The 12,749-nt window shown below is 34.8% G+C and carries 9 protein-coding genes; 3 read left to right on the top strand and 6 right to left on the bottom strand.

All coding sequences use genetic code 11. The annotated features are described in order from the left end of the window. Positions 1 to 2,415: T9SS sorting signal type C domain-containing protein (locus ABD859_RS04455; RefSeq protein ID WP_345140813.1), on the top strand; the 2,415-nt coding region annotated here is incomplete at its 5' end. Between the two features lie 72 nt (positions 2,416 to 2,487). Here ABD859_RS04455 and ABD859_RS04450 read toward each other — a convergent pair. The 4 genes from ABD859_RS04450 to ABD859_RS04435 all read right to left on the bottom strand — a co-directional run bounded on the left by ABD859_RS04450 (position 2,488) and on the right by ABD859_RS04435 (position 6,185). Further along, positions 2,488 to 3,354, bottom strand: coding sequence for a cupin-like domain-containing protein (locus ABD859_RS04450; RefSeq protein WP_345140810.1), 867 nt, complete (start codon positions 3,352 to 3,354; stop codon positions 2,488 to 2,490). Positions 3,355 to 3,435: 81 nt separating this feature from the next. Then, positions 3,436 to 4,527 carry a biotin synthase BioB gene (bioB, locus tag ABD859_RS04445; RefSeq protein ID WP_345140807.1) on the bottom strand — a complete coding sequence of 364 codons (1,092 nt, stop codon included), beginning with the start codon at positions 4,525 to 4,527 and terminating at the stop codon, positions 3,436 to 3,438. Between the two features lie 172 nt (positions 4,528 to 4,699). Next, entirely contained in the window at positions 4,700 to 5,137 is a 438-nt protein-coding gene (locus tag ABD859_RS04440) for a hypothetical protein (protein ID WP_345140805.1), read from the bottom strand. A 118-nt stretch (positions 5,138 to 5,255) separates the two neighbouring features. Continuing rightward, positions 5,256 to 6,185, bottom strand: coding sequence for a bifunctional riboflavin kinase/FAD synthetase (locus ABD859_RS04435; RefSeq protein ID WP_345140803.1), 930 nt, complete (start codon positions 6,183 to 6,185; stop codon positions 5,256 to 5,258). 199 nt (positions 6,186 to 6,384) lie between these two features. Here ABD859_RS04435 and ABD859_RS04430 point away from each other — a divergent pair, with 199 nt between their 5' ends. Further along, entirely contained in the window at positions 6,385 to 9,072 is a 2,688-nt protein-coding gene (locus ABD859_RS04430) for a zinc-dependent metalloprotease (RefSeq protein ID WP_345140800.1), read from the top strand. 85 nt (positions 9,073 to 9,157) lie between these two features. On the opposite strand, the gene ABD859_RS04425 is transcribed toward ABD859_RS04430, so the two are convergent. After that, entirely contained in the window at positions 9,158 to 9,841 is a 684-nt protein-coding gene (locus tag ABD859_RS04425; RefSeq protein WP_345140797.1) for a ComF family protein, read from the bottom strand. A 98-nt stretch (positions 9,842 to 9,939) separates the two neighbouring features. After that, positions 9,940 to 10,938 (bottom strand): hypothetical protein, encoded by a 999-nt coding sequence (locus ABD859_RS04420; protein WP_345140794.1) that lies wholly within the window; start codon positions 10,936 to 10,938, stop codon positions 9,940 to 9,942. 230 nt (positions 10,939 to 11,168) lie between these two features. Between ABD859_RS04420 and ABD859_RS04415 the strand changes: the two genes are divergently transcribed. Then, positions 11,169 to 12,710: a glycine--tRNA ligase gene (locus ABD859_RS04415; RefSeq protein WP_345140792.1), complete on the top strand. Its 1,542-nt coding sequence runs from the start codon at positions 11,169 to 11,171 to the stop codon at positions 12,708 to 12,710. The last annotated feature ends 39 nt before the right edge of the window (positions 12,711 to 12,749 follow it).

Below are 12,749 nucleotides of genomic sequence, written 5' to 3'. Positions count from 1 at the left end.
TTATGCGGATCAGGTGCGGGTCAGTTGACTTTCACCGCAAGTGCAGGAACTGGTCCTTATACTGTTGTATATACAGAAAACGGCGGAACAAACAGGACAGCAACGGGAGTTGTGAGCGGTACATCTTTTACACCGTTTACCACTCCGGTTACAGGAACGACTACATATGCTTTAGTTTCTGTTACGGGAGCAAATAGCTGTGTTAGGAATACAGGTTTTACAGGCGGATCAGCAACGATCACAGTGAATCCTTTACCACAGGGAACTTTAAGTGCAGTCAGTCCATTATGCGGATCAGGTGCCGGTCAGTTAACTTTCACGGCAAGTGCAGGAACTGGTCCTTATACTGTAGTGTATACAGAAAACGGCGGAACAAACAGAACAGCAACGGGTGTTGTAAGCGGTACAGCTTTTACACCGTTTACTACTCCGGTTACAGGAACGACTACATATACTTTAGTTTCCGTTACGGGAGCAAACAGTTGTATTCGAAATTCTGGATTTACAGGTGGTTCGGCAGTAATTACAGTAATTCCAAAACCAGCAACTCCTACTACAGGAACAATAATTCAGCCAACTTGTGTTAATCCAACTGGAAGTATAACCTTAAATGGATTGTTGGATCCGGCTAGCTGGACAATTACACAAAGTAACGGAACAGTGTCGCAAACCTATACAGGTTCAGGACCTAACTTTACGATTACTAACCTAGCGCCGGGAACCTATACTTTTACAATTCATGAAAATTCACTCTGCCCTTCAAATCCTACTGCAGCAATAGAAATTCTGGCTCCGGTTACTAATACCTGGAATGGAACTACCTGGTCAAAAGGTAGTGAACCTGTATTGACAGATGCAATTAGATTTTCTGGAAATTATTCAACAACGGGTAACTTAAGCGGTTGTTCTTGTATGGTCGATCCGGGTGTAAATGTTACTGTAAATTCTAATCATACATTAACAATAACAAATGCCGTTACTAATAATGGAGGAACATTGACTTTTGAAAATAATTCAAGCTTATTACAGACTACTAATGCTGTCAATACAGGAAATATTATTTACAAAAGAAATACAACAACAAGAAGATACGATTATACGTATTGGTCATCACCAGTAGTTAGAGCACCAATTCCTTTTACAATGCATGATTTGTCTCCAAATACTTTAGCAGATAAATATACGAGCTATAATCCTAATGCAAGCTGGGTGATTCATTTTGGAGGAAATGTTGAAATGATGCCTGGTCAGGGATACAGTATTAGAGGGCCACAGGATTTCGATATCGTAACACCAGCGACCCAACTCGTTTCATTTGTTGGAGTTCCTAACAATGGTCCAATTTCAGTTCCTTTAGTCACTGCAGAGAGATTTCATTTAATTGGAAATCCATATCCTTCAGCAGTATATGCAGATCAATTTATACTTGATAACACTGCAAATTTATATGGGACTTTATATTTTTGGACTCACAATACAGCGCCGGCAGGTGATGGAAGTGGTAAATACAAATATAACTCTTCAGATTATGCTACTTATAATATGACAGGAAGTACAGGTACTGGAACAGGTGCTACAAGTCCGGGAAATCAGACTGCTCCTTTAGGTTATATAGCCGCAGGTCAGGCTTTCTTTGCAAAATCTAAAACTACTTCTCCAGTTGTTTTTAATAATAATATGAGGGTTCCCGGTAATAACAGCCAGTTTTATAAAACTAATAATACCGCAAAAATTAATTTAGAAAGACATAGAGTCTGGCTAAATTTAACGAATACAGAAGGGGCTTTTAAACAATTATTAATTGGATATATTGAGGGAGCTACTAATTCATGGGATCAAAATTACGATGCACTTTCTTTTAATGGTAATCGTTATCTGGATTTTTACAGTATAAATGAAGGTCAAAATTTATCTATTCAAGGACGTGCACTACCTTTTAATAATTCAGATGTTATTCCGCTTGGCTATGAATCTACTATTCAGGGAGAATTTTCAATATCGATTGACAGAACAGATGGTGTTTTAAGCAATCAGGAAATCTATCTTGAAGATAAGGTAGCTAATAAGATTCATAATCTGCAGACTAGTAATTACAAATTTACTACAGCTATTGGAAAGTTTCCAGAAAGATTTGTTTTAAAATATGCTAATACAACTTTAGGAACAGATGATTTTGAAGGACAAAATAATGGTTTCTATGCTTCTGTAAAAGATAAAACAATACAATTAAATTCTTCAACCAACATAATGAGGGAAGTTTCAATTTTTGATGTTTCAGGAAAACTGCTTTACAACAATAAAAAAGTAGAAAACACAGAATTGCAGATTTCAAATTTTCAATCAGGAAATCAGGTTTTAATAGTAAAAGTAACTTTAGAAAATGGAAATATGATAACCAAGAAAATTATTTTTTAATTAAATGATATTCAATAAAAAACGAGCTGCAATTTAACACTGCAGCTCGTTTTTTTTAGATAAGGATTTTGTTTAAGCGCTCTTTCGAAGATTTAGATTCGTATTCTGAATCGCTTTTTCGTTTTTGTAATCAATCCATTTTTGGCCTTTAAACTTTCGCATCATGATATCGAAATGGCGCATGATTAATACATTGTAAGCGGCTTTAGATAAATTAGTAATACTTTTAGGAAAAGCACGCAGACTCATAGAAAACCCCGGAGTTAAATATTTCATATAATGCCAGTATCCTTCAGGCATATACAGCATTTCTCCGTGTTTTAGATTAGTGATATAACCTTCAGCATTTTCAAGAGCCGGAAATTTATCATAATCAGGATTATCAAAATCGATGTCTTCTCTTGAAATCAAAGCATGAGGTACTTTATACATATACTTTGATTGATCCGGCGGGAATATCATGCATTGCTTTTCTCCATGAAAATGAAAATGCAGAATATTAGAATAGTCAATATCAAAATGCATAAAAACTTTGGCGTTTTGTCCGCCAAAAAAAAGCATAGGCAATTGCTTTACTAATTTCAAACCAATATCCGGCCATAAAAAGTCATTTTTCAGCACCGGTACTTCTTTCATTAAATTATAAAGAAAAATGCGATAATTGGTTGGTTTTGATTCTAATAAATTGATATAGTCACTCATTTTCATTTTCGTATGAGCTTCGTTAAAACCCTCTTCATGATTTACGGGTCTGTCATCATACAAAGGAACTGTAATATCACCGGCGATTTTATTTATGTAAGATAGTTTCCATTTCTCATAAGCCGGCCAGTCTTCGGTTAGTTCTTCAACAACTACTGGAATTTGTTTTTTCACATATTGGGAAACAAAATCATCTTTAGAGATCTTTTTAACCCTTTCTATTTCTTTTAACTTCATTTTTATATATAAAAAAATTGCTTATAACTCTGTGTCATAAGCAATTTAAAAATATTTATCGAGATTTTTGAGCTCTATAAATTAAATTTTTGATTTAATCGAAGCTTCAACGTTTCTTTCAATTGTATGTCCCGGTCTTGACCATTTTGGTTTTTCTCCTAATGTAGTAAATTGAGAATCAATTGCTTCAACTGTTTTTGGCTGCATTATTTTAATAAATGGTTTCTGAGCCACCATTCCTAGAGTCTCAAACATTTTCATGTCTTCGTTAACATCAGGATTTGGAGTAGTAAGTAATTTATCACCGGCAAATATTGAATTAGCTCCTGCAAAAAAGCACATGGCTTGACCTTCGCGGGACATATTCGTTCTTCCGGCAGATAAACGAACCTGAGTTTCCGGCATTACAATTCGGGTAGTGGCAACCATGCGAATCATCTCCCAGATTTCTACTGGTTTTTCTTCTTCCATTGGTGTTCCTTCAACGGCAACTAATGCATTAATTGGAACAGATTCTGGCTGCGGATTTAAGGTTGAAAGCGCAACAAGCATTCCGGCTCTGTCTTCGATGCTTTCTCCCATTCCAATAATACCGCCGCTGCAAACTGTTACATTTGTTTTGCGAACATTTTCGATAGTTTGTAAACGGTCTTCAAAACCACGTGTCGAAATTACATCCTTATAATATTCTTCAGAAGTATCTAAATTATGGTTGTATGCATATAAGCCAGCTTCGGCTAAACGCTGCGCCTGATTTTCGGTAAGCATTCCTAAAGTACAGCAAACCTCCATATCAAGTTTGTTTATCGTACGCACCATTTCCAGAACCTGATCAAATTCTTCACCATCTTTTACATTTCTCCAGGCTGCTCCCATACATACGCGCGAAGATCCGTTAGATTTAGCTCGTAAAGCCTGAGCTTTTACCTGACTTACGCTCATTAGATCATTTCCTTCTACGCCAGTATTGTACCTTGCAGCCTGCGGGCAATAGCCGCAGTCTTCCGGACATCCGCCGGTTTTTATAGAAAGCAGAGTAGATACCTGAACCACGTTTGGATCATGTTGTTGTCTATGAATTGTTGCTGCTTCATAAAGCAAATCCATCAAAGGCTTGTTATAAATTGCGATTATTTCGTCTTTTGTCCAATTGTGTTTTGTAGTAATGCTCATGGATACATTGTTTTTGAAGCTTCAAATGTAATTAAATTTTCGAACCAACGACACAGAGTGTTGTAAATGAATATTTGTTAAATAATTTCATAAAATAAGCGTTCTAAAATCATAAAAATTTATAATTATATGATTTTAGAACGCTTAATATAGTTGTTTTATTTCAAATTAATTAATCGGCAGCGTATTTGTTGTTCCAATACAACATCATCATTAAAGTAACAATTACCGAAGATGCAAGTCCCTCAAAAAGCAGACAGATGCAATAAGTTGGCACTGAAGGATTTCCTCCAAACATAAACGTTTTTGATAATGTTTCGACGTAAGCATCACCGCCTCGGGCATAGCTGTAAACTAATAATCCAAAAACGCTCATAGCTACTCCAACAACAGAAGTTGCCATAGCAGAGACGGCGTTAGATACAAAACTTGTTTCCCCTTCGTGAAGATTCATCTGCATGGTCCTGTTTACACCGTAAAATATAAAAAATACGTTAAGAGTACGCAGGTAGAATAAATCTGCTAAACCTAATAGGTTCATCAATAAAAAATAAATCCCAATTCCGAGGAATATTAAAAAACCGTTTGTTATTTCTTTAGGTAATTTCATAGTGGTTATTTTTAAAGAAGTTAATAGTAAATATTTGAAAAACAGAGTTCTATATCAAATTTACTAAAAAAATAACTACGATGTTCTAAAAAGAAGTAAAAGTGTTTTTTTGAAACCTTTAAAGTTTGCTCACAAATGCCAAAGCATTCTGTTTGTCCTGATTTAACTGCGCTTTTAATAAATCAATAGAGCCAAATTTTTGCTCTTCGCGAAGATATTGCAATAATGAGACTTCAATTTTTTTTCCGTAAATATCGGCATCAAAATCAAAAAGGTTTACTTCAATAGTTTGTTTCTGACCATTTACAGTAGGGTTAAAACCAATATTCATCATTCCAAAAACTTCTTTTTCGTTGATTAAAGTACGAACAACGTAAACACCATTTTTTGGAATTAGTTTGTATTCTTCTTCGATTTGAATATTAGCAGTTGGAAAACCAATAGTTCTTCCTAATTGTTTTCCTTTTACAATTTCGCCGGTTAAAAAATAATCATAGCCAAGATATTCATTGGCCAAAACCATATTTCCTTCATTAAGTGCTTTTCTAATTTTGGTAGAACTTACAGAAACATCCTGAATTTCTTCTGCAGAAATTTGTTCTACTTCAAAACCATAATCAATTCCAAAAGCAATTAAATTATCAATATTAGCGGTTCTGTTTCTGCCAAAACGATGGTCATGACCAATAATTATTTTTTGAATATGAAACTGATCTACTAAAATTGAATGAACAAACTCTTCGGCAGTTAATCTTGAAAAGCTTTCGTCAAAAGGATGAATAACCAGATTTTCAATTCCTGTAGCTTCTAAAAGTTTTGTTTTTTCAGAAATTGTGTTTAAAAGCTTTATTTCTGATTTTTCCTGCAGGACCATTCTTGGATGCGGGAAAAAAGTAAGCACTAAACTTTCATACTTTCCACTTTCGGTATTTTCAGTAATTCTTTCCAGAATTTTTTTATGACCAATATGTACGCCGTCAAAAGTTCCAAGAGTTAAAATTGTTTTCTTGGTCGAACGGAAATCGTTTATAGAATGAAAGAGCTTCAAAACAAATTATTTAAGATGCTGCAAATTTATACTATCTATTTTAAATTTTGTGCTTCGACGAATTGATTTTTTAAGAAGATTCTCTTTCTTTTGTCGAAAAAATATTTAATTCGTCGACTAAAAAACGTTAATTGTCGTTTACATGTAAGAATTTGATTTAAATCAACTAATTTTGATGTATATAAAAGCCTCTGTAAGTATGAAAAAACAACTACTTTTTTTAATGTTTATATTTTGTTGTGTAGAACTTCATGCCCAAAGTGATGATTTATGGCAGCGATCTGGTTCTGCTTCAACTTTAAAAAAGCAGAACAACAGCACCGATTCTGAGAAATTGTATTATAAACTAAATACAGATTTTTTTAAAGCAAAGCTTTCTGCATCAACGGCTAAAAACTCAAAAAGTAACAAGTCAGAAATTACAATACCTAATTCAGATGGAACACTCGAAAGATTTCAGGTTTGGGAATCTTCTAATTTTGATCCTGAACTTCAGGCAAAATATCCTGAAATAAGATCGTATACAGGAAATGGTGTAGATGATAAATCGGCTGTAATACATTTCAGTTTTTCACCAAAAGGTTTGCAAACAATGGTTTTTCGTGCTGATAAAGCGACAGAATTTATAGAAGAGAACCCAGATAATAAAACAGAATATGTTTTGTTTTCTTCTAAAAGTGAATTTTCAAAAGCTAAATTATCCTGTAAAACTGCCGATTTGGTTTTGCAAAATGCCAGTACTTCAAAAACAGCAAAAACAACTTCAAACGACAAAGTTTTTAAAACCATGCGTTTAGCATTGTCCTGTACAGGAGAATATACTGCCTATTTTGGAGGTACAAAAACGGGTGCTTTAGCAGGAATGAATGCTACATTAACCCGAGTAAACGGAATTTTAAACAGAGATTTAGCATTACAGTTAATTTTAATTGCCAATACAGATGCTGTAATTTATACAGATGCTTCTACAGATCCTTATTCTAATGCAAGCAAAGGAACTTCTACAGATACAGACGGCAATGATTTTTGGAGTAAAGAAGTTCAAAGCACCTTAAATAACGTAATTGGAGATGCAAATTATGATATTGGACATTTGTTTGGCGCTTCGGGCGGAGGCGGTAATGCGGCCTGTATTGGTTGTGTCTGCCAAAGTCCAACACCATCTGATGTTATAGGAAAGGGAAGTGGTTATACTTCGCCATCAAACGCAAAACCAGAAGGAGATACTTTTGATGTTGATTTTGTGGTTCACGAAATCGGACATCAATTGGGAGCCAACCATACATTTTCTTATGATATTGAAGGAACAGGAGTAAGTGTTGAGCCTGGAAGCGGTTCTACCATTATGGGATATGCTGGAGTAACAGATGATTATGATATTCAGGATAATTCAGATGATTATTTTGCATATGCCAGTATTCTTCAAATACAAAATAATCTTGCAGGTAAAAGCTGTCCTGTAAGTACAAGTATTGCTAACAATCCGCCGGTAATTAATGCGGGTGCTGATTTTACAATTCCAATTAGTACAGCGTTTGTTCTAACAGGATCTGGTTCTGGTGCCGAGAATATAACGTATACATGGGAAGAAAATGACAGTGCGACAAACACTTCAGGAGCAAACAGTATTGCTTATGCAACAAAAGCAAACGGACCATTGTTTCGATCAATAGCTCCGGGAAGTTCTCCGGTTCGTTATATGCCAAGTTTCAGTTCTGTACTTCAAAATAGACTGTCAACAACTTGGGAATCTGTTTCTTCAATTGCCAGAACATTAAATTTTACCTTAACGGGAAGAAATAACGGTGCTTTAGGCATTGCACAAACAAATACGGATGGAATGGTAGTAACCGTAACACCGTCGGCAGGACCTTTTGCAATAACATCTCAAAATACTGATAATTTGAGCTGGCAGCAAGGAGCATATCAAAATATTACATGGAGCGTTAATAATACCAATACACTTCAAGGTTCATCAACAGTAAATATCAAATTATCTACAGATGGAGGATTGACTTTTCCAACTGTTTTGGCAACGGCTACACCCAATGACGGATCAGAAACGGTATTAGTTCCTGAAGGTATCGAAGCAGCAACAAACTGCAGGATTTTAATTGAGCCAACGGCAAATATTTATTATGCTTTAAATACAAAAGCATTTGCAATAGGTTACACATCAACTACAAGTTGTAACGATTATAGTTTCGGAAGTTCTTTTGCCATTCCATACGGAACTTCATTTACAACTCGCAATGTTTCAGTTCCGGCCTCAACAGGAACAGTTTCTGATGTAAATGTTTCGGTAAATGTTACTCATGCCAGATTTTCAGATCTTGAAATTCAAATCGTAAGCCCAAAAGGAACTGTTGTGCGATTATTCGATAAAGCATGTGCGAGTACAAATTCTACACTGGCATTGCAATTTGATGATTCAGGAACAAACTTGCAATGTTCAACAACCACAAGTCAAATTGTTATTCCGGCAGATGCATTAAGTGTATTTAATGGAGAAGACCCAGAAGGAAACTGGACGCTGAGAGTTCGTGATGCCGTTGTGGGAAGTTTTGGAACAATAAATACAGCGTCATTAAATATATGCAGTCAAACCTTTACTTTGGGAGTTGATACTCCGGTTACAGAAGAAGTGATACCATATCCTAATCCAAATAAAGGAACTTTTACAGTACAATTCAAAAGTCAGTCAAAAGGCGGTGCACAGATATACGTTCGCGATGTTTTAGGAAAAACTATTTATTCAGAATCATTTGAGCACGCAGATAATTTCAATAAAGAAATCACACTGCCAATAGGATCATCTTCGGGAGTTTATTTTCTAACTATTATGGATGGAGATAAAAGAACAGATAAGAAGATCATTTTAAATTAAGAAACTTCAAATTTCAAATACTTAAATTCCAAATTCCAATCTTCAAACATTGGAATTTGGAATTTTTTATTAAAAATAATGTGTTTTAAGAATTCGCCATTGCCATACAGATAATGCTGATTTTGGCTCCCGGAATTTTTAGTAACGCGCGAGAACAAGCTTCGAGCGTAGCACCGGTTGTTAATACATCATCAACAATTAAAAAATGTTTGTTTTCATTTTCTGCTGTTAAATGCACATCAAATATATTTTCGATATTTTCAGTTCTTCCCAAAAGATTCTTTTTAGATTGGGTTTTAGAATATTTCTTTCGGTATAAAATAGAATCATCAAAAGGAATTTTTAAACTTTCAGCTAAAGCTTTTCCAAATGTTGTAACCTGATTATAACCTCTTTCTTTAAATTTTCTGGGATGAAGCGGAACAGGAATTATGACATCAAAAGCCTTTTCGAGTTTTAATTCTTTTAAATCTTCCGCATGCCAATTACCTAAAATAGTTCCAATTTCTTCGTGGCCTTTGTATTTCAAATTGTGAATGAGTTCCTGCACAATTCCCTTTTTATTAAAATATAAAAATGCCGATGCATGTTCTATTTCAATCTTTCCATAGAACTTTTTGACAGCCTGATTATCTGAATCCAGATGGTATTGTGTAAGAGGCATTTCATGTCGGCAGTTTGTACATAAAACCACTTCGTTAGACATTAAAACAGAGCGGCATCCGGAGCAGACTTTTGGGAAAAAGAGGTTAATAAGGTTTTTTAGCATTAGTATTTAAAGAGAAGAAGATGAAGCAGTTTTACTTTTGCAATAATTATAGAACAGCCAGATAGTTGCTGTTTGTAAACTCAATATTTTTTTAGCCGTTATTTCATGGGTTCACAAGTAAACAGAACCTCCCAAGTATTTCCATCAAATACCGCAGCCCCTTTTTGACCGCAAACCAGCATTTTTTTATTGTCTGGCGATATATCGATCCGGCCGCACAGAATGGCCACTTTTTCAGGGATTGGTTTGTGCTGTGCGTTGATTGCTAAGACAAGTTTGTCGTTTTCTAAAACCCAGATGCCATAATCGTTTGTAAACCACATACGATCGTCGAACCAAGCGCTGTCAAAAAACGAGAGTGACATGTTTTGTTCAACAAGTTTTTCCCATGTTGAATTACGTCCCATCCATATATTGCAATCTCTATCCGAAATATAAACCTGACCATTACCTGCACAGGTTACTGTGGTTAATTCTATGTTGGCAGGAAATGCAGTTTCATTCCATTTTTTTCCATCAAAATGATAAACAGAACCTTCGTCGCCAACCGCATACATATCATCTTCAGAAAAACCGGCCATATCCTGAAAATGATATGTTCCGCCATTTTCTATCATATGATAAGGAATTGGGAGTGTATTAAAATTATTTTCCCATTCACCTTCTCCTATGCGCTTGTAGATGCGAAACCATGCTCCCAATGCGTAGACAGATTGCCCCACTTTAACAACTTTTGAAATAGAACTAAAACGATTTGTCCCTGGAATTTCCCCATTTATTCTTCCTTCGCAATCATTTTCCCAACTTAATATTATACCACTCGTATCAATAGTGATATAATCGTTTGGATTGGGCGAGGAATTTATTGTTGAAAAGTCAATATCTTTAAAGGTTACAGAATAAAACCTCTCGTCCATCGGACTAAAATATTTGATATATAACAGTCTGGTGTCTGGGAGTGGATCTCTATAATTCAATTTATCTTTGTCATTTTCTATAAGTACAAAACCATATCGGCCTTCTTCAAAACCAAAACAGCCGTCGTATATATAATAACCATCTAAAAAATCTTTCTTTGTCGTTTCATCAAATATCATAAGAATAGTATTATTTTTTCAGCGTAAAAATAGTCTCTTTTTTCTTATAAAAAAGTTGTTTTTTAAATTTTAACTTATTGCTAGATAATATTTTAAAAATTTAATGAAATCAGAATTTTAAAGAAAGCTGTTCCAATAAATATATTTTTTTCTAACCAGTTAACAATTACAGATGTAAAAGTTTAATTAAATACAAAAATTTAATACACTTTTTATATTTTTGCATCACTATGGCAAAACAAGAAGATATATTTAAGAATGTGGTTTCGCACGCAAAAGAGTACGGATTTATTTTTCCGTCTAGCGAAGTTTACGATGGTTTAAGTGCAGTTTATGATTATGCACAAAACGGTGTCGAATTAAAAAAGAATATCCGTGAATATTGGTGGAAATCAATGGTTCAGATGAATGAGAATATTGTGGGCCTAGATGCTGCAATATTAATGCATCCAACTACCTGGAAAGCTTCCGGCCACGTTGATGCTTTTAATGATCCGTTAATTGATAATAAAGATTCTAAAAAAAGATATAGAGCTGACGTTTTGGTTGAAGATTTTGCTGAAAAAATTCACCAAAAAGCTCAAAAAGAAATTGATAAAGCAAAAGCTCGTTTTGGTGACGCATTCAACGAACAGGAATTTGTAACTACAAATGCTCGTGTAATTGAATATTTAGCGAGAGAAAAAGAAATCAGAGAACGTTTAGGACTTTCTTTAGGAAACGGAGATCTGGAAGATGTAAAAGCTTTAATCGAAGAGCTTGAAATCGCTGATCCTGAAACGGGTTCTAAAAACTGGACTGATGTTAAACAGTTCAACTTAATGTTTGGAACTAAATTAGGAGCTTCTGCAGAAAATGCGATGGATCTTTATTTACGTCCGGAAACAGCGCAGGGTATTTTTGTGAATTTCCTGAATGTTCAGAAATCTGGTCGTATGAAAGTTCCTTTTGGAATCGCTCAAACTGGTAAAGCATTTAGAAACGAAATTGTTGCAAGACAGTTTATTTTCCGTATGCGTGAATTCGAACAAATGGAAATGCAGTTTTTTGTACGTCCGGGAGAAGAAATGCAATGGTATGAGCACTGGAAAGAAACACGTTTAAAATGGCATTTGTCTTTAGGATTAGGAAAAGAAAATTACCGTTTTCATGATCACGAAAAATTAGCGCATTACGCAAATGCAGCTGCCGATATTGAATTTAATTTCCCATTTGGATTTAAAGAATTAGAAGGAATTCACTCTCGTACTGATTTTGACCTTAAAGCACACGAAGAATATTCAGGAAGAAAACTTCAATACTTTGATCCTGAATTAAATGAAAACTATGTGCCATACGTAGTCGAAACTTCAGTTGGTTTAGATCGTATGTTCTTGGCAGTTTTTGCAACTTCATTAAAAGAAGAAACTTTAGAAGATGGATCAGAAAGAACTGTCTTAAAACTACCGGCAGTTTTAGCGCCAACAAAAGCGACTGTATTGCCATTAGTTAAAAAAGACGGATTACCGGAAGTTGCCAAAAAAATCATCGAAGATCTAAAATGGGACTTTAATGTTGCTTATGACGAAAAAGATGCAGTTGGACGTCGTTACAGAAGAGCAGATGCTTTAGGAACACCTTTCTGTATTACAGTAGATCACCAAACTCTTGAAGACGAAACAGTAACTATTCGCCACAGAGATACAATGAAACAAGATCGCGTTAAAATATCTGAATTAAGAGGTATTATCGAAAACGAAGTTTCAATGAAAAACTGGTTAATGAAAATGTAATTTTTACATATTTGCACTATACAAAATCCCAAATTTCTT

Source organism: Flavobacterium ginsengiterrae (genome assembly GCF_039539785.1).
Taxonomy (GTDB): Bacteria; Bacteroidota; Bacteroidia; order Flavobacteriales; family Flavobacteriaceae; genus Flavobacterium; species Flavobacterium ginsengiterrae.
This window is presented reverse-complemented; position numbering and strand designations above follow the sequence as displayed.

What these genes read in the sequence shown, in the direction of transcription:
- ABD859_RS04440 (WP_345140805.1), bottom strand. Translation starts at nt 5,137, where the DNA reads ATGAAATTACCTAAAGAAATAACAAACGGTTTTTTAATATTCCTCGGA.
- ABD859_RS04450 (WP_345140810.1), bottom strand. Translation starts at nt 3,354, where the DNA reads ATGAAGTTAAAAGAAATAGAAAGGGTTAAAAAGATCTCTAAAGATGAT.
- ABD859_RS04420 (WP_345140794.1), bottom strand. Translation starts at nt 10,938, where the DNA reads ATGATATTTGATGAAACGACAAAGAAAGATTTTTTAGATGGTTATTAT.
- bioB (WP_345140807.1), bottom strand. Translation starts at nt 4,527, where the DNA reads ATGAGCATTACTACAAAACACAATTGGACAAAAGACGAAATAATCGCA.
- ABD859_RS04430 (WP_345140800.1), top strand. Translation starts at nt 6,385, where the DNA reads ATGAAAAAACAACTACTTTTTTTAATGTTTATATTTTGTTGTGTAGAA.
- ABD859_RS04415 (WP_345140792.1), top strand. Translation starts at nt 11,169, where the DNA reads ATGGCAAAACAAGAAGATATATTTAAGAATGTGGTTTCGCACGCAAAA.
- ABD859_RS04425 (WP_345140797.1), bottom strand. Translation starts at nt 9,841, where the DNA reads ATGCTAAAAAACCTTATTAACCTCTTTTTCCCAAAAGTCTGCTCCGGA.